At 32.8% G+C, this 18,247-nt stretch carries 15 protein-coding genes; 2 read left to right on the top strand and 13 right to left on the bottom strand.

Features of this window, described 5'->3' with window-relative positions; genetic code table 11:
• Positions 1-2: 2 nt before the first annotated feature.
• From pheS to nth, 7 genes are all read right to left on the bottom strand, one after another.
• The gene (gene pheS, locus BQ5371_RS06035; RefSeq protein ID WP_071132960.1) at positions 3-1,040 is read right to left on the bottom strand and encodes a phenylalanine--tRNA ligase subunit alpha; all 1,038 of its coding nucleotides are present in this window, start codon (positions 1,038-1,040) and stop codon (positions 3-5) included.
• 125 nt (positions 1,041-1,165) lie between these two features.
• Positions 1,166-3,181 carry a sodium-translocating pyrophosphatase gene (locus BQ5371_RS06030; protein WP_071132959.1) on the bottom strand — a complete coding sequence of 672 codons (2,016 nt, stop codon included), beginning with the start codon at positions 3,179-3,181 and terminating at the stop codon, positions 1,166-1,168.
• Positions 3,182-3,297: 116 nt separating this feature from the next.
• Entirely contained in the window at positions 3,298-3,531 is a 234-nt protein-coding gene (secG, locus tag BQ5371_RS06025) for a preprotein translocase subunit SecG (protein WP_071132958.1), read from the bottom strand.
• Positions 3,532-3,661: 130 nt separating this feature from the next.
• Positions 3,662-4,426: a triose-phosphate isomerase gene (tpiA, locus tag BQ5371_RS06020; protein ID WP_071132957.1), complete on the bottom strand. Its 765-nt coding sequence runs from the start codon at positions 4,424-4,426 to the stop codon at positions 3,662-3,664.
• A gap of 12 nt (positions 4,427-4,438) precedes the next feature.
• Positions 4,439-5,626, bottom strand: coding sequence for a phosphoglycerate kinase (locus BQ5371_RS06015; RefSeq protein ID WP_071132956.1), 1,188 nt, complete (start codon positions 5,624-5,626; stop codon positions 4,439-4,441).
• A gap of 102 nt (positions 5,627-5,728) precedes the next feature.
• Positions 5,729-6,745, bottom strand: a complete 1,017-nt coding sequence (gene gap / locus BQ5371_RS06010; protein ID WP_071132955.1) for a type I glyceraldehyde-3-phosphate dehydrogenase — start codon at positions 6,743-6,745, stop codon at positions 5,729-5,731.
• A 76-nt stretch (positions 6,746-6,821) separates the two neighbouring features.
• Positions 6,822-7,520: an endonuclease III gene (gene nth, locus BQ5371_RS06005; protein WP_071132954.1), complete on the bottom strand. Its 699-nt coding sequence runs from the start codon at positions 7,518-7,520 to the stop codon at positions 6,822-6,824.
• Between the two features lie 121 nt (positions 7,521-7,641).
• Between nth and BQ5371_RS06000 the strand changes: the two genes are divergently transcribed.
• On the top strand, positions 7,642-8,328 hold the full coding sequence (locus BQ5371_RS06000) for a GntR family transcriptional regulator (protein WP_071132953.1): 687 nt from the start codon (positions 7,642-7,644) through the stop codon (positions 8,326-8,328).
• Here the strand turns inward: BQ5371_RS06000 and BQ5371_RS05995 are convergent.
• From BQ5371_RS05995 to clpB, 3 genes are read right to left on the bottom strand one after another with little or no spacing between them, the layout of a single operon-like run.
• Positions 8,325-9,407, bottom strand: a complete 1,083-nt coding sequence (locus BQ5371_RS05995; RefSeq protein WP_135354797.1) for a YkvI family membrane protein — start codon at positions 9,405-9,407, stop codon at positions 8,325-8,327. The two genes, BQ5371_RS06000 and BQ5371_RS05995, sit on opposite strands and share 4 nt — an antisense overlap.
• Positions 9,394-10,353 carry a serine aminopeptidase domain-containing protein gene (locus tag BQ5371_RS05990; RefSeq protein WP_071132951.1) on the bottom strand — a complete coding sequence of 320 codons (960 nt, stop codon included), beginning with the start codon at positions 10,351-10,353 and terminating at the stop codon, positions 9,394-9,396. Before BQ5371_RS05990 ends, BQ5371_RS05995 begins: the two co-directional genes overlap by 14 nt.
• A 14-nt stretch (positions 10,354-10,367) precedes the next feature.
• Complete coding sequence (gene clpB, locus BQ5371_RS05985; protein ID WP_071132950.1) at positions 10,368-12,902, bottom strand: ATP-dependent chaperone ClpB; 2,535 nt, start codon at positions 12,900-12,902, stop codon at positions 10,368-10,370.
• 373 nt (positions 12,903-13,275) lie between these two features.
• Here clpB and sstT point away from each other — a divergent pair, with 373 nt between their 5' ends.
• A complete protein-coding gene (gene sstT / locus BQ5371_RS05980; RefSeq protein ID WP_071132949.1) occupies positions 13,276-14,508 on the top strand; it encodes a serine/threonine transporter SstT in 1,233 nt (410 codons plus the stop codon).
• A gap of 327 nt (positions 14,509-14,835) precedes the next feature.
• On the opposite strand, the gene BQ5371_RS05975 is transcribed toward sstT, so the two are convergent.
• Genes BQ5371_RS05975 through miaB form a run of 3 tightly spaced genes read right to left on the bottom strand, consistent with a single transcriptional unit; the run spans position 14,836 to position 18,241 of the window.
• On the bottom strand, positions 14,836-16,155 hold the full coding sequence (locus BQ5371_RS05975) for a Na+/H+ antiporter NhaC family protein (RefSeq protein WP_071132948.1): 1,320 nt from the start codon (positions 16,153-16,155) through the stop codon (positions 14,836-14,838).
• Positions 16,156-16,177: 22 nt separating this feature from the next.
• A complete protein-coding gene (locus BQ5371_RS05970) occupies positions 16,178-16,906 on the bottom strand; it encodes a site-2 protease family protein (protein WP_083377452.1) in 729 nt (242 codons plus the stop codon).
• A 15-nt stretch (positions 16,907-16,921) separates the two neighbouring features.
• Positions 16,922-18,241, bottom strand: coding sequence for a tRNA (N6-isopentenyl adenosine(37)-C2)-methylthiotransferase MiaB (gene miaB / locus BQ5371_RS05965; protein WP_071132947.1), 1,320 nt, complete (start codon positions 18,239-18,241; stop codon positions 16,922-16,924).
• Positions 18,242-18,247 lie beyond the last annotated feature (6 nt).

The raw sequence follows: 18,247 nt of genomic DNA, 5'->3' as shown, positions 1-18,247 counted from the left end.
TATTACCTGAATTGCTTAAGAAATCTTAAATCAGCACTGTGAAATAGTCTTACATCATCAACACCATATCTCATCATTACAAGTCTATCAAGACCGATATTTGTATAAAAACCGCTCCAAACATCAGGATCTAAATTGGCTGATTTTAATACATTAGGATGTATAACTCCCCCCGGCATAACTTCAATCCATCCATTGCCATTGCAAACCTTACATCCTTTACCATTACAAACAAGGCACTCCATATCTATCTCGTAACCCGGTTCAGTAAATGGAAAAAATCCCTCTCTCATTCTTGTATTAACCTTTCTTCCGAATACCTTTTCCATAATCGTATCAATCATGAGTTTTCCACTTGAAAAACTAATATCCTTATCAACGACAAGGGCTTCATATTGAAAAAATGCTCTTTCATGTCTGGCATCAGTTGCTTCATTTCTATATACTCTTCCAGGATATACAAATCTAGCAGGAGCACCATTTTTTAGAAGATAGCGTACGCTTGCACCTGTTAAATGAGGTCTTAAACAAAGTCTTTTTGTACCCCTCTTATTTTCAGTTCCATCTATCCAATATGTGTCCATAGTAGCTCTTGCAGGATGATCTGGGGGAAAATTTAAATTATCGAAGGCAAATTTCTCACTTGATATATCATCTTCTTTAAATATTTCAAAGCCTAGTGATCTAAAGGCATCATTAAGATCATATTGCATTTGAGTAATTGGATGAAGCGTCCCCTGCTTAATTAAATTACCTGGCAAGCTTATATCAAAATCTGAACTAACTGACGAAGAATTGTTAATTAGCTCATTCTTCTTTTCTTCTATTTTCTCAAAGAAAAGCATCTTTAAATCATTTGTTTTCTTTCCAAAAGATTTTCGCTCTTCAGGAGATAAGTCCTTTAGTTTTTTTAGCATATCGCTGATAACGCTCTTCTTACCCGTAAGCTCTCTTCTAATATCTTGAAGAATATCTACATCTTTTGCTTCATCAATTTTTTTTAAACCATCTTCTCTAATTTTTTCAAAACTTATTGACATAACTTATTCCCCCTTGGAATATTTTTTCAATTCATACTAAAAAATAATATCATGATATGTAATAAAACTCAATAAAAAAAGGATGCCATATTTTATGGCATCCCATGATATTTCAATTTAATAACTTAGAATAGAACTCCGCCAATTGCAGCAAATACAGGTGCAAATACGAGAGATACTATAGTCATAAGTTTGATTAAGATATTGATAGATGGACCTGATGTATCTTTGAATGGGTCACCAACTGTATCACCAACTACAGCTGCCTTATGAGCTTCGCTTCCCTTTCCACCATGAGTTCCACTTTCAATATATTTCTTAGCATTATCCCAAGCACCTCCGGCATTTGACATCATAATTGCTAAGAGAACGCCAGAACCTAGAGAACCAGCAAGCATACCACCAAGTGCCTCAACGCCGAATAAAATTCCAACTAGGATTGGAGCAATTATAGCGAGGAGTCCAGGTGCAACCATCTCCTTAAGAGCAGCATCCGTTGATATTCCAACGCAAGTTGCATAATCAGGCTTCTCAGTACCCTCGAGGATTCCCGGCTTTTCATGGAACTGCCTTCTTACCTCTTGAATCATCTGATTAGCAGCTTTTCCAACTGAGCTCATTGTTAGAGCAGAGAAAAGGAATGGAAGCATTGCACCAATAAATAGTCCGACAATTACTATAGGATCAAGCAAGCTAATGTCTGTCAATTCTGCAGTTGTTGCAAATGATGCAAATAATGCAAGTGCTGTAAGAGCCGCAGAACCAATAGCAAATCCTTTACCAATTGCAGCAGTCGTATTACCTACTGAGTCAAGAGTATCTGTAATATCTCTAACTTCTTCAGGCAATTCGCTCATCTCAGCAATTCCACCAGCATTATCAGATACAGGGCCATAAGCATCAACTGCTACTGTCATTCCTGTATTTGAAAGCATACCTACTGCCGCAAGGGCGATACCATACAATCCTGCAAACTTATATGAAATTACAATTCCAACACAGATTAGTAGTATTGGCCATACTGTTGACTTCATACCAACTGATAGACCGCTGATTATAGTTGTTGCAGCTCCTGTCTCAGATTCATCTGCAATTGTTTTAACCGGCTTATATGAATCTGAGGTATAAACTTCTGTGAGTGTACCAATTAAAATTCCTACAGCAAGTCCTGCTATAATAGCATATGAGTAACGATATGAACCTAGCATACTCTTGCTTAAGAATATTGAGCAAATAATAACTATAATTCCACCAATATATGTTCCTGCATTTAAAGATTTTGAAGGATTCATATTATCAGAACCCCTAACGCAGAGAATACCAATTATAGATGCTATGATACCAATTGCTGCAATTAGGAGAGGAAATAGTGCTGCAGTGCCTTTTGTGAAAGTAGATGATACTCCTGATTCGTTAACTGCGACAGCAGCAAGAGTTATAGCAGATATTATTGATCCTACATAAGATTCAAATAAGTCTGAACCCATTCCTGCAACATCTCCCACATTATCACCTACATTGTCAGCAATTACAGCAGGGTTTCTTGGATCGTCTTCTGGAATTCCTGCCTCAACCTTACCTACAAGGTCAGCACCAACATCAGCAGCCTTTGTATAGATACCTCCACCTACTCTTCCGAAAAGAGCCATTGATGATGCACCTAGACCAAAGCTTGTTATACACTGCGTTATTGTAGCGAGATCAAGTATAACAAAAACTATACCGAGACCGAGCAATCCAAGACTTGCTACGCAAAGACCCATTACCGCACCGCTTCTAAATGCAACTTTTAAAGCAAGAGGCATTCCTGATTCAAGTGCCGCATTTGCTGTTCTAACATTTCCCTTTGTAGCTACGCTCATTCCGAAGAAACCTGCGAGCACAGAGAGAAGTGCACCAAATACATATAAAATTGCTGAAATCCAGTTAATTGCAAATCCAATAATTAAGAAAAGTGCTACGATTACGATAACCATAACCCTATATTCTCTCTTTAAGAAAGCAAAAGCACCTTCTCTGATATAACCTGCAATTTCTTTCATTCTGTCATTACCCTGATTTTGCTTATTAACAAATGATGCTAATGCAAATGCAACAAGCAATCCAACAAGGGCAACAATAGGAATAATGAAACTGTTCATTACCTGTAACCTCCTTGATAATAAATAACTATATTATTACAGAGAAAAAATAATCTCTGTTATAAACTTATTAAGTTAAATCTAAATAAGATCTATTGTTTAATTCTACAATTTTTCTAGCTAAAAAAAGCAAGAGTGACAAGTGATACTAGGAAAAATAATATAGAAGTGATAATTGTTATTCTTGCTAATATTCCATCATAACCTGTGCTTTTTTTCTTTCCAAATAATTGCTCCGCTCCTCCTGCAATAGAACCGCTAAGTCCGTCGCTTTTGCTTGATTGAAGCAATACGCTGAGAATTAGTATAATACTATCGACAAGCAATAATACCATCAAAAATGTGTGCATTTATAACCTCCCAACAAAAAGTCGGAACTTTAATTCCGACGATACAATCTTCTTTTTAGCCTATTTAGATTACCATGCAAGCCATATAAAGTCAACGAATTTTATGCCTAAAGGCCTCAAATAATAGAATTTATTTCTTTAGATCAGCAGAAATTTTAACAAGTTCATATAACGATTTAGGATCAAGGCTTGCTCCGCCTACTAATGCACCATTAATATCCCTCTGCCTTAGTATATCTCTTGCATTTTCAGGCTTTACACTACCGCCATATAAAATCATCATACATTCACCGATTGCTTCACTGAAAAGACCGCTCATAAAACCCCTTATAAATGCAGACATTTCCTGTGCTTGCTCTGGTGTTGCTGTCTTTCCTGTTCCAATTGCCCAAATCGGTTCATAAGCAATTATTACTTTTGGAACATCAGCTTGTTTTATTCCTATAAAGGCTTCCCCAAGCTGTTTGCTTATAAGTGATTGTTCTGCCCCTGCTTCTCTTATATCTTCTTTTTCTCCAACGCATAAAATAGGAGTTATTCCCTTTTCTAATAATTTAATTATCTTCTTATTGCATGATTTATCTGTTTCGCCAAAATATTCTCTTCTCTCAGAATGTCCAACAATGCAAAATTCTACTCCAATTTCCTTTAGCATTTCTGAAGATATTTCGCCTGTATATGCTCCATTATCTTCAAAATGACAATTCTGTGCACCTATCTTTATATTAGTTCCATCCAGCTCATCTTTTAAAATTTTTAAATCAGTAAATGGAGGGATTAAGCATACTTCATCACCTTCATTAAAAGAATACTTCTTAATTTTTTTTGCAAAATCAATTGTTCCTTTGGCATCTTTATTCATCTTCCAGTTGCCCGCAATTAATATTCTATCCATCGTATCTCCTAATTATTTATCTTCAATACATGAAATTCCAGGTAAACTCTTACCTTCTATAAATTCAAGGCTTGCACCGCCACCTGTAGAAATATGAGTCATCTTGTCCGAAAGTCCAAATTGTGCAACAGCAGCAGCACTATCCCCTCCTCCGATTATTGTTTTGGCATCTTTAAGATCAGCTAGACATTTTGCTATTTCTTCTGTACCTCTTGCAAAATTAGGCATTTCAAAGACTCCCATAGGTCCATTCCATATAACTGTTTTTGCATTTTTTAGTTCATCTTTATAAAGTTTTATTGTCTTTTCTCCTATGTCCATTCCCATTCTATCTTCTGGTATTTTATCCATGTCATATGTTTCACTTGGAGAATCATTGTCAAATTCAAACGAAGCTAATGTATCAACAGGAATTAGGAATTTAACATTTTTTTCATCAGCTGCTGCCATAATATCTCTTGCCAATTCAAGTCCTTCATCATCACATATTGATTTACCAATTTCAAAACCTCTTGCTTTAAAAAATGTATATGACATTCCTCCGCCGATAATTACCGTATCAACCTTTTCTAGCAAGCTTGTTATCACAGGTATTTTATCCTTTACCTTTGCTCCTCCCATAATGGCAACAAAAGGTCTCTCAGGAGAGTCAAGCGTTTTACCTAGAAAATTTAATTCTTTTTCAATCAAAAATCCTGCAACTGCTGGGAGAAATGATGCAATTCCAGCTGTTGAAGCGTGTGCTCTATGTGCAGTTCCAAAAGCATCTTGTACAAAAATATCTCCTAGTGAGGCTAGTTCTTTTGCAAAATCAGTATCGTTTTCTTCTTCTTCTTTTCTAAATCTTGTATTTTCTAAAATTGCAACTTCTCCAGCCTTTAGTTTTTTAATTTCATTTTTTACACCGTCATCGACTACATTATCACTTTTCAAAAAGTTAACATCAATGCCAAGATGCTCTGATAGTTTTGAAGCAACAGGTTTTAAAGAGCAATCTTCATTTGGCTTTCCCTTTGGCCGTCCTAAATGTGATAAAAGAACAATCTTTGCTCCATTATCAATCAGATATTTAATTGTTGGCAAGGCTGCAATTATTCTTGTTTCATCTGTTATTTTGCCATCTTTTAGCGGTACATTAAAATCACATCTTTCTATAGCTGTTAAATTATGCCAATTAATATCTTTTACAGTTTTTTTCATTTGAAATAGCCTCCGACAGTCATCTCTACTAAAATAAAAATTCAAAGGTTGCCTTTTAAATCGGCAACCTCTCTATTAACTCTTATATATTTTTTAAAATTATTATTTTTCATCTACAGATGCCATATGTCTAATCATTCTTAATATCTGTACGCTATATCCCCATTCATTATCATAGAAGGATACAAATTTAAATGTTCTATCATTAAGCTGAATTGCCTGACGAACATCAAATATTGAAGCTATAGAATCACCAATAAAGTCACAAGATACAACTTCATCATCAACATATTCAACAACATCTTTTAAATAGGATTCAGAAGCTTTTTTAACTTCTTCTAAAATTTCTTCTTTCTTAGCAGGCTTACTCAATACAACATTAAGGTCAACAACGGAAACATCTTGTGTTGGTACTCTATAGGAAATTCCGGTCATCTTTCCCTTTAATTCAGGTATAACTAGCCCAACTGCCTTTGCTGCTCCTGTTGATGTTGGAATAATATTGTTGAATACACTTCTTCCAACTCTCCAGTCCTTCATTGACCTTGCATCTACGGTTTTTTGCTTTGAAGTAGCACTGTGTATCGTCGCCATAAGTCCGCCTTCTATTCCCCAATTATCTTGAAGAATTTTACATAATGGTGCAAGGCAGTTCGTTGTACATGAGGCGTTAGAAATAATATTCATATCCTTTTTATATTCCTCATGATTAACTCCATATACAAAGGTAGGTGTAATATCATCTTTAGCTGGAGCTGATATTATTACTTTTTTTGCTCCCGCATCAATATGTGCTTTGGCTTTTTCAGTTGTATTATAAGCACCTGTTCCATCTATAACATATATCACGCCACACTCATTCCAAGGTATTTCTGAAGCAACTTCCTTGCTATAAACTGGGACTTTTTTGCCATTAATTATCAATCCTTTGTCGTCCCATCTTTCAACGGTACCATTAAATCTTCCAAAAGTAGAATCATATTTAATCATATATGCAAGATAATCTAAATCTGCATTTCTGATATTTATACCAGCTATCTCTATATCATTCATATCTTGGACAGCTCTTATCACTACTCTTGAAATTCTTCCAAATCCATTTATACCTATCTTAATCATTAAGATAATCCTCCTATCGAGCGGTAAAAAAATTAAATAATTTGCTTTAATATTCTATCAGTTTATAAAATCTATTTCAATCATTCTTTTTATTAGCAAATAAACAGAATCTCCTTATTGAGCATAAATGACATTCAGGCTTCCTCGCTTTACAGCAATTCCTTCCATGCCAAATTAATAGATGATGTGCCTCTGTCCACCTATTTTCAGGAATAGTATTCATTAGGTCTAATTCTGTCTTATAAGGATCATCATTATCAGCAAGTCCTATTCTATTGGAAACTCTTAGAACATGTGTGTCTACCGCTATTTTTTGAAATCCGAAAGCTTCTGCTAGGACTACATTTGCAGTTTTCCTGCCCACTCCCGGTAGTTTTATAAGTTCAGAAAATTTATCAGGAACCCCATCTTTATTATCAATAGAATTTTGATATTTCTTTCTTTCAATTTCATCGAGATTATTCAACCTCTTTTGTAAAGACTTAGAGATTCCTATTATATTTTTGCTCTTATTTTTATACAACCCTATGCTCTTGATTATTTCTTCGACATCATTTTGATTTGCCTCTGACAATGCTTTTGAATCAGGATAACTATTCCATAGAATCGGTGTGATTTTATTTACGCTCACATCTGTTGTTTGTGCTGATAATGCAACAGCAATTAAAAGATGAAATTTTGTATCATAATTTAAAGCACAACCTGCTTTTGGATAATCTTTTTTTAATAAGTCTAAAACGATATTTGCATTTTTTCTTGAATAAATACTTTTCATACTCAGATTATAACACATATTCTATTGACAGAGTTTTTATATGGGGATATATTATTGTATGCAAAAGGCTTTTATATATACAATTTAAAATCGATGAAAAATAATACAAGGGGTATCCAAAATGAATAAGAATGTTGAAAATAATATTAATAAAAATATTGATAATAAGACAGGATCAAAATCTTTAGCTTATGACCTATTTAATTCGCTAAGAATTGACATACTTTCAGGCAAGATACCTTCTGATACAAAGATAACTGAGAAATCCGTATGCGAAAGATATAATGTCAGTAGAACCCCTGTAAGAGAGGCATTCAAACAACTTGAAGCTGATGGTTTAATCGACAACATTCCTAACAGAGGAGCTTATATAAATGCTTTAACTGTAAGAGATATTAGCGACTTATTTGATTTAAGATGCACTTTTGAAGTGCAAGCAGTTGAATGGGCAATAGAAAGAATGAGCGATGATGAAATTGATAAGCTGAGAGAAACAATCGAATTTATGGAATTTTATACCATAAAAAATGATGCAGAAAAGGTGATGCAGTTTAATTCAATTTTTCATAATACGATTTATGATGGGACAAAAAATAGAATGCTGTGCCAAGCTCTTTCAACTTATGAAATATATTTAAAATATAGCACTCCCCCACGCATAATCTTTGAAGATTACTTAAATACGATATTAAATGAACATAAGGCTATATTTGATGCTTTTGAAAATCACAATGTTCATGCAGGTAAAAAAGCTATGGAATATCATATGAACCAGTCAAAGCTCAGGAGAATGTCTAGATATTTCTAAATTTTATTATTTCTAAGCTCTTTACAAAAGTTTAAAAATATTAGTACCAATATTACTATTCCAAGATAACCTTGAATTGGATATAAGTATAAAACAATTTTTTTAAACCCAGTCAAACCAACTACATATCCAGCTAAGATTCCAAATATCAATATAGGTTTTTTTAGCTTAGACTCAGGTATACTTTTACCAAAAGCGTAATATGTGCCTGAACCCGTTGAATAAACACCAAGACAAAGTATAGTAGCATATAATATATTTAAAATTTTATTAATTTTCATTGAGAATCCTAACATTGGCATATCTAAAGAATCTGAAAATGTCATATCTTTTTGAAGTGCAAATAAAAGAATTATTGTTAATAAACCTAGCAATATGCTTGAAATACCAGCTCCCCAAAAAGCATTTTTCTTATCTTTTGCATTTAAAGCTGCGTCTGAAGCTATAGTTATCATTCCAAGACTGTTAAAACTCACAAATAGCATACTGCTAATAATCCAATTAGGAGTCATTTTACTTATTTCAAATCCTGATATATTACCACTTTGCGATATATCTTTATTAAATATTATAGAAATTATTGTTATTAATGCTATTGTAATCATAACTGGTTCAATATATTTAAAAATCATTGAAATTCTTTCAAAATCACCAAGAATTGTTATCAAAACAGCTACTCCAATTATAGCTCCGCCTACTGCCTTATTTATTCCAAATTGTTGATTTAAGAGTGAACCTCCTGCCGCTGTCATTGCAATAATCATAGAATAATATGTAATTGCTAATATTATCTTGATAATTCTCTTAATGAATGAATTGTCTACAGGTGATATTAATTCTCCTAAATCATTTGTGTTCTTTTTTAAGCTAATAAAGGTAAGCATAAAGCTTATAATAAAAAAAGCTATCGTTACATATAAGGTGCCATAAAACCCATGTTTGCCAAAAACTCCGAAAAATTGCCAGCATTCACGGCCAGAAGCAAAACCAGCACCCATTATAACTCCAATATAGACTGCCGATACCCCTATCCACGATAACTTATTATTCGATTGTAACTTAGACTTATTTGGCTTCATTATCTATATCATTATCCATATCTAAACCTATGTCATTAATCCAATTTATAATGTCTTTGATTACTGAATTTTTACGACTGTCATGAAGCAAGTCATGACGGCAACTTGAATATATATTAATAGAAACCAAATCATGATATGAATCCCATAAATTATTCGCCATATCTCTTGCTGATTTGCCATAATTTCCCATCATATCATCTGCACCTGCTAAAAATAGTACTGGTAAATTTGGAAATTTCGATATCCATTTTGCCTTATTGGTTAGTTTTTCACCAGAAAAAATCTCGAGATATGCCGAAGCAGTGAGTGGAATACCACAGTTTTCATCTTCAATAAACTTATATATCTCTTCCTCAAGGCTACTTATCCAGTAGTATTTATTAAGTTCACCTCTCCCCTGTGAAGCTGGGGCCTCAGTCATGTTTATAAGTGCATTTGATACCGAATGATAACCGCTCATCATAACAAAACTCTTAGCAGCGGCGAGCATTGCTGAGCTAACATTAAAATGCTGCATATATCCCATAAGAATTAGTGCATCAACAGATTTATAATTCATTGTAAATAGAGATGATATTATATTTGTTTTACCATCTGATATAAGAATATGTGGCAATATCCCCTTTTCATTATCATAAATGTTAAATAATCTCTTTATATCTCTTTGAACAAATTCTAATCCACCATTTTTCATTGCAAAAGCTCCTGAATGACCTTGTTTGCTCATCCCAAACCCTGTTATGTCAGGAAGCAAAACATCAATTTTTTCTTTATTTAGAGCCTCTGCTAATTCTTCATATCTTTTGCCATGAGATATTAAATCATGCAAAATAACAGCGACTGCCTTAGGCTCATCTACAAAATAAGTCTTTAAATAGAATTTACCTTCGCCATTCGCTGCTTTGCAATATCTTTCATTTGTTTCATTAAATAATTTATCCATGATGAAATTATAAACTACTTGACGATGAATTTCAATTTTGATTCCTCATCTTCATCTATTCTAATTGTCTGACCTTCGTGTACATCAGAGCGTACTATCATTCCTGCAATTTCATTTTCGATATTCGTTTGAATATATCTCTTTACAGGTCTAGCACCATATACTTCATCATATGATTCTTTTGCCATATGTTCCATAGCTTTATCGCTTATTTCAATACTAATCTTCTTATTTTTCAATCTGTAAGCAAGCCCATCAATTGTTAATCCAACAATTTTTTTAATGTCATCAATATGAAGATGATGAAATAATATAATATCATCTACCCTATTTAAAAATTCTGGTCTAAAAAATGTGTTTAGCTTTTCATGTGGTAAATTAGATGTCATTATTACTATTGTATTCTTAAAATCAATTGTTTTACCTTGGTTATCTGTTAACCTACCATCATCTAACAATTGTAATAGTATATTAAATACATCTGGATGTGCTTTTTCTATTTCATCAAAGAGAATAACGCTATATGGCTTTCTCCTTACCGCTTCAGTTAATTGACCACCTTCCTCATATCCTACATATCCTGGAGGAGCTCCAATAAGTCTTGAGACGCTATGCTTTTCCATGTATTCAGACATATCAATTCTTATTAAGTTTTTTTCAGTATCAAATAATGTCCTGCAAAGTGTTTTTGCAAGTTCCGTCTTTCCCACTCCAGTTGGTCCTAGGAAAACAAAAGATCCAATTGGCTTATTTTCTTCTTTTAATCCTGCTCTTGCACGGAGAATTGCCTTTGATATTGCGTCAACTGCCTCATCTTGACCAATTACTCTTTTATGTAAAATTTCAGGAAGATTGAGAAGTTTAGTCCTCTCTGATTCTGCTAATTTTGAAGCAGGAATACCGGTCCAATCAGATATGACATCTCTAATTTCGTTTTCTCCAACTTCCTCTTTTATAATAGAGGTACCATTCTTATTAATTTCTTCTATTTTTTCCTTTAGGCTTTCAAGCTCTTTTTCTGCCTTTGGAAGTTCACCATATTGAAGTCTAGCAAGCATCTCAAGGTCATAATTTCTTTCAGCCTCTTCCATCTTATGTCTAATAGATTCAATTTCTTTTTTCTTATCCTTTAATGCCTGAATATTGGTTTTTTCATTATTCCACTGAGCCATAAGAGAATCGTTTTCACTGATAAGTTCAGCAAGTTCTTTTTCAATCAAATTCATTCTCATCTTGCTATCATCATCTTCTTCTTTTGAAAGAGCTTCTTTTTCTATCTTAAGTTGCATTATCTTTCTTGAAACTTCGTCTAGTTCTGAAGGCATACTGTCAATATCGGTCCTTACTCTTGAAGCCGCTTCGTCCATAAGGTCTATAGCCTTATCTGGTAAAAATCTATCTGAAATATACCTGTTGCTTAGAACTGAGCAAGCAATCAAGGCATTATCCGTTATTCTAACTCCGTGATGAATTTCGAATTTTTCTTTTAATCCTCTTAGAATTGATATTGTATCTAAAACGCTAGGTTCATCAACCAATATCTTTTGAAATCTTCTTTCCAAAGCCGCATCTTTTTCTATATATTTTCTATATTCGTCGAGTGTTGTAGCACCAATGCAGTGAAGCTCTCCTCTTGCTAGCTTAGGCTTTAGAAGATTACCAGCATCCATAGACCCTTCGGTTGCTCCAGCTCCTACTATATTATGTATTTCATCTATAAATAAAATAATACGGCCATTGCTTTTATCTATTTCATTAAGAACCGCTTTTAGTCTTTCTTCAAATTCGCCTCTATATTTTGCTCCTGCAATTAATGCACCCATGTCAAGGCTAAAAATAGTTTTATCTTTTAAATTTTCTGGGACATCACCATTTACAATTCTCTGTGCTAGTCCTTCAACAACAGCAGTCTTTCCTACGCCCGGCTCACCTATGAGAACAGGGTTGTTTTTCGTTCTTCTTGACAATATTTCAATTGCCCTTCTGATCTCTTTATCTCTACCTATAACAGGATCAATTTTCCCAGCTTTAGCTGAATCAACAAGGTCTATTCCGTATTTTTTTAAAGCATCATAGGTGTCCTCTGGGTTTTGATTATTTATTTTTTGATTCCCTCTCACCATTTTTAAAGCCTTGATAAAGTTATCTTTAGATATACCGAATTTTTTTATTAAATTTGCAGATTCTAATTTTTCATTATTTAAAATTGAAAGATAAGCGTGCTCCACACTTACATAAGAATCTTCGAATTCTTTTGCTATTTTTTCAGAATTAGTTAAAACATTACTTAAATCCTGTGACATATAAATTTGTGCCGAAGTACCACTGACTGAGGGTCTCTTCTCGATTATATTCTTTAGTTCTATTTTATATTCATTGGTATCAACATTCATCGATACAAGAAGTTTTGGAATAAGACCACTTACATCATCAATTATTACATAATGCAAATGATCTGCCGTTATCTCTTGCTGACCGAGTGACGATACTAAGTTCTGAGCATCTAATAGAGCTTTTTGCATTTTTTCTGTATATTTATCAATATTCATATGCTTACCTCCATAAATTCTTTCTAATTTAAATTTCTGATTTTAAATTTTAATTTTTATTTCAAAATATTATTTTTAAATTTTATTCAAAAGATTTTATTTATATTTTATTAATTATAATTCAGTATCTGTATTTTAGCACTCAATTATGTAGAGTGCTAACAAATATTGTGATGTTTATGTGTTATATTTTTTTATTTGCTTTTAAACTATGTAAAATAACAAAATTTTTTTATATTTATTGTATTGATATATTAATAATCTTGATGTAAAATATCTCCCATGTGATAGGTATGCGATGATAATGTGATAACATATGTAATTATTATTGCAACCTATATTATTTATTAATTAGAACATTTTGGAGGAAAACATGAAATCACTTTTTAACGCGTGGAATAAGTTAAGCCTTATTTTACAAATAGCTATTGGGCTTTTAATCGGTATTATTTGTGCTATCGCTCTACCCAAACAGCTATCTTTTTTATCAATATTTGGAAATCTATTTGTAGGTGCATTAAAAGCTATTGCACCACTAATGGTATTTATACTTGTTATGGCTGCTATTGCGAGGCATAAATCAGGTGTAAAAACAAATATGAAAACTGTAATTGTTTTATATGTTGTCGGTACTATTTCAGCAGGTTTTGTAGCTGTTGTCGGTAGTTTCTTATTCCCTCAGACCTTACTTTTAGCAAATAGTGCAGAGCAAGTTACACCACCTGATGGAATAGTTTCTGTTCTTACTACTGTTTTATTTAATATGGTAGATAATCCTATTACTGCAATTAGTAATGCTAACTTCCTCGGCGTTCTGGTATGGGCATTAATAATAGGTGTTGCACTTAGACCAGCTTCAGAATCGACAAAGAATATTATTGTAGAATTTTCAGATGCAATTACTATGTGTGTAAGATGGGTAATAAGATTTGCACCTCTTGGAGTTATGGGTCTTGTCTTTAACTCTATATCAACTAGTGGCTTAGGAGCATTAAAGAAATATGCTTCTCTTATTCTATTATTGGTAGTAACAATGCTTGTTGTAGCTCTAATAGTAAACCCTTTAATAGTATTTATAACAGCTAGAATTAACCCATACCCGCTTGTATTTAAAACTCTAGGAAGAAGCGGAGTTACTGCTTTCTTTACAAGAAGTTCAGCAGCTAATATCCCTGTAAACCTAGAATTGTGTAAAGACCTTGGTCTTGATAACGATACCTACCCTATCTCAATTCCTCTTGGTGCAACAATTAATATGGCTGGAGCAGCGATTACTATAGCTATAATGGCTCTTGCTGCTTGTAACACCATGGGCGTAAAGGTAGATATTCCATCGGCAGTACTTTTAATATTTTTAACTGCTCTAAGTGCTGCTGGAGCATCTGGAGTAGCTGGCGGTTCATTGCTTCTTATACCTCTAGCTTGTTCATTATTTGGACTTCCTGCAGATATTTCAATGCAGGTTGTCGGAGTTGGCTTTATATGTGGAGTAATTCAAGACTCATGCGAAACAGCACTTAACTCCTCCTCTGATGTTTTATTTACTGCAACTGCAGAATTATATAATAATCGTAAGAATGCTATTAAAAAACAGATAAATATATAAAAAAACAATTATTAATTATTTTTAATATAAATTACTAATTAATAATATTAAATGAATATATTTAATAAATATAAAAAATAGCTTGAAGAATTCTTCAAGCTATTTTTTAGAAAAATTATAAGGATAATATTTAAAGATTCGTTAAGTTTGAAGGTAAATATTACATATTTATCTCGTTAAGTTTTTTACTACCTAACGCTTTTTAAGTATACATTGGTTTAATTCTTTTGTCAACCTTTATTAATAAAAATTTTTTATCTAAAAATCCTGCAAAATCTGCAGGATTTTATTAATTATATTCTAATAATATTATCAATTAATTATTTTTTATTTTTTAACTGATTTCTTTTTTAATATTATGGATAGTGATACGCAAATAAGTAATAGGAATTGATAATAGAGATATGGAATTATATTCAGGGATGATATTGCACCTTTTGTAAGCCCTGCAGCTATTAAGAGCTGTGCTCCATAAGGTATAATGCCCTGTGCTATACAAGAAAATGTATCGAGCAAAGATGCTGTCTCTTTTGGATCTATATCATACTCATCTCTAATCTCACTAGCAATTGGAGCGGCTAGAACGATAGCTACTGTATTATTTGCAGTTGCTATATCCATCAGCATTGTGAGTATACCTATTCCAAATTTTCCACCCTTTTCTCCATGAAAATATTTTTTTATAAAATTTAGAATAGATGCAAAACCACCATTTTCTCTCATCAGAGCACCTATTGATGCAACAAGTATCGTTACTATCATAGTCTCAAACATTCCTGATGTTCCATCACCCATTGCCATAAATGCACTGTGTATACTTAAAGAGCCAGTTGCGAGACCTACTATAAAGAATAATACTGTACCAGAGCATAGGACAGTAAATACATTAATTCCAATAATAGCTGCTATCAAGACAATAAAATATGGAATTGCCTGCCATATATTAAAATCATAATGTTCAAGTGATACAGAATCTTTTCCAAGCGAAATAAAAATTAGGATAATCAAGGTTAGAATAGCTGCAGGAAGTGCCACTTTAAAATTTGTGCGAAATTTATCTTTCATCTCAACTCCCTGAGTATTTGTTGCAGCAATTGTTGTATCAGAAACAAAGCTTAGATTGTCTCCAAACATCGCACCACCTACAACAGTTGCAACGCACATTGACATATTAAGACCTGTAGCCATAGCAACATTTACTGCTATTGGAACTATAACCGTAATAGTACCAACGCTTGTACCCATTGCCATTGAGATTAAACAAGCAATAATAAATAAACCTGGCATAGCAAACTGCGGTGGTATTATATTTAAAAGCATATTGGCTGTACTTGACGCTCCACCCGCAGCACTTGCTATACCACTAAACGCCCCTGCTACCAAAAAGATTAGCAACATTATTGTAATATTATAATCCCCTATTCCTTTTGCACATATATTGATCTTTTCTTCAAAACTAAGCTTTCTATTTTGAAGAAGTGCAACAACTAAAGCAATTACAAAAGCTACTACAACCGACATTATATAAAAACCCATCTGACCTTCAATCGGCTTAATATATTCAAAGTAAATTCCATTGCCTAGGTACATCAGAAGAAAAACTAATATCGGAAGCAACGCTTTAGCATTTGGTTTTTTTTCGTTCATATTTCCTCCTAAAAAAAATAAATTATAGTCCAGCTGCTATTTTATATATAAATAAATAATTTAATGAACTAGAAATCGGAGATATTATAAAATTTACTACGCCTGTTACAAGCAGAAGCAGAAGTATTATAAACCCATTGTTATATATCTTATAATACCAATCGTATTTTTCTAAATTAAATAAATTATTCAATATTGAAAAACCATCTAAAGGCGGAATTGGGAGCAGATTAAAAATTGCCAAAATAATATTAATTGATATAATTCCCATAAGAATAGTTGAGATAATTCCTATTAGTGAATCAGGCTTCATAATTAAACTTCCATTAAATTTAAACCAAATTTTTAAAATAATAGAAAATAGAAAAGCCAAAAATAGATTCATAGCAACACCTGCTATCGAAACAACTAACTCATCTCTCCTCTTAGACTTATAATATCTATTATTAATCTGTACAGGTTTTCCCCAGCCAAAACCGCAGAATATCAAAGATATTAACCCATATAAATCAAAATGTGCGGCAGGATTTAAAGTAAGCCTTCCCTGCATATTGGGAGTAGGATCTCCAAGCTTTGAAGAAGCAAAAGCATGAGCAAATTCGTGAAAAGTAACACCGACTACTATGCCTGGTAGGATTAATATCATATTAATTATATATCCCTTAGGATTGCTTAAAATCCCATGATTTAAATTGCTTATTAATAAAATGGCTAATATTATTAGAGGTAAAAAATTTATTGATTTTTTCATGTATTTCTCCATATTTTAGGAAATATCTTCTCTGCCATCAAGGCTAAATGTCTTAGCTTCATCTATCAAGACCGGTACTATTTCCCCTGTTAAATTTTCTCTTTTACTGAAAAAATTAATTAGCTTAAAATCTTCACTTCTTCCAGTCCACATTTTATTATTTCTCTTGCTTTTACCATCAACTAAGACTGGAACAATTTTATTTTCGAGCATCTTATTTTTTCTTAGTGAAGATTCATTGACAATTTCTGTAAGCCTGTCGAATCTTTCATGTTTAATTTTATCAGGAATTTGATTATCAAAATCTGCTGCTGGTGTACCCGGTCTTGGCGAATATATAAATGTGAATGCACTATCGAACTGAACTTCTTTTATGAGATCCAATGTATCTTTAAATTCATCATCGCTTTCTCCAGGGAATCCAACAATTATATCTGTAGATATTGCAATATCAGGGCATACTTTTCTAAGTTTAAGAATTATCTCCTTATATCTATCTACATCATAATGCCTATTCATTCTTCTTAAAATTTCATTATTTCCTGATTGAACCGGAAGGTGAATGTGTTTACATAGTTTTTCACAGTCCCTATAACATTCTATCAAATTATCTGATATATCCTTTGGATGTGAAGTCATAAATCTAATTCTTTTTATTCTATCTATCTTATTAACTTCCCTAATCAGATCTGAAAAATCATTTCCATTTATATCCTTAAATGAATTGACATTCTGTCCGAGCAAAGTTACTTCTATTACTCCATCTTCGCTAAGAGATTTTATCTCTCTTACTACATCATCAAGGGATCTGCTTTTTTCCCTTCCCCTTGTATATGGAACAATACAATAGGTGCAAAAATTATTGCAACCATAGGTTATATTAACCAAAGCCTTGTGTTTAAAAAGCCTTCTTGTGTTTTCAAAAGTGCATATTTTGCTACTATCACCCACGATTGAGATTTGCTTTTTTCCTGTTTCTAATCTTTTTTTTAATAGATTTGGAAATTCACCTATTGTGTGAGTTCCGAATATTATGTCTACCCATGAAAAGCTATTTTTTATCTCTTCAACAATTCTATCCTGTTGAGGCATACAACCACATATGCAAAGTATAAAATCTCTATTATTTTTCTTTATATTTTTAAACTGCCCAAGCATACCAAAAAACCTCTTGTCGGCGTGTTCCCTTATACTACAGGTGTTCATAACAACAAGGTCTGCTTCAAGAGGATTATCGGTATATATATAATTCATTGAATCAAGCATTCCTGCAATATTTTCTGAATCGTGCTCATTCATCTGGCAGCCGTAGGTGATTATATTATATTTTTTCATTTTGCA

It is taken from the genome of Alterileibacterium massiliense, from assembly GCF_900104645.1.
GTDB classification, from domain to species: domain Bacteria; phylum Bacillota; class Clostridia; order Peptostreptococcales; family Anaerovoracaceae; genus Alterileibacterium; species Alterileibacterium massiliense.
This window is presented reverse-complemented; position numbering and strand designations above follow the sequence as displayed.